Origin of the sequence: Microbispora sp. H10670, from assembly GCF_014161385.1 — a bacterium.
GTDB lineage: Bacteria > Actinomycetota > Actinomycetes > Streptosporangiales > Streptosporangiaceae > Microbispora > Microbispora triticiradicis.
The window spans coordinates 1-504 of the sequence record NZ_JABBWW010000111.1; the positions used below are offsets into that span (position 1 = coordinate 1).

Sequence of the window (504 nt, forward strand, 5' to 3'; positions counted from 1 at the left end):
CTAGATGATTGATTCCAAGCCCTCCGGCTGGGTCAGTGGTCGTATGCGATCAGTGACCGTTTGACCGTCTGACCGGTCCTGTCGTTGTGCCAGATCACGCAGGTCAGGGCCAGGATCCGGATGACCACACGGGCGATTACCCCTGCTGGGGTGCGGCCACCATGCCGTTCTAGGTCGAGCTGGCCCTTGAAGGTCTGGTTGATCGACTCAATGGTTTGACGCAAGGGCTTGAACAGTGGTGTTCCGGGCCGCGGGGGTTCACCCTTGCGGGCCTTGCGCATCAGGCGCAGCCCGGCGGCGGTCAGTGTGTGTTCGAAGTCGCGGCCGTAGTACTGCATGTCGGCGATGATGGTCTGCCCGGGATGGCGCGCGACCAGGTCGCCGGCGGTGTGCAGCATGCCCAGCAAGGTGGTGCGTTCATCTGCTTTGGCACCGGTCAGCGCGAAGGCCACGGGCAGGCCGCCCAGCGTGCACAGCAGATGCAGGCGCAGGCCCCAAAAGAAC

General features: G+C 64.1%; 1 protein-coding gene. It reads right to left on the reverse strand.

Annotation, left to right across the window (positions count from 1 at the left end):
• Positions 1–32 precede the first annotated feature (32 nt).
• Positions 33–504, reverse strand: a 472-nt coding sequence (locus HHX33_RS34795) for a transposase (RefSeq protein ID WP_182878270.1), incomplete at its 5' end; no start/stop codon positions are given.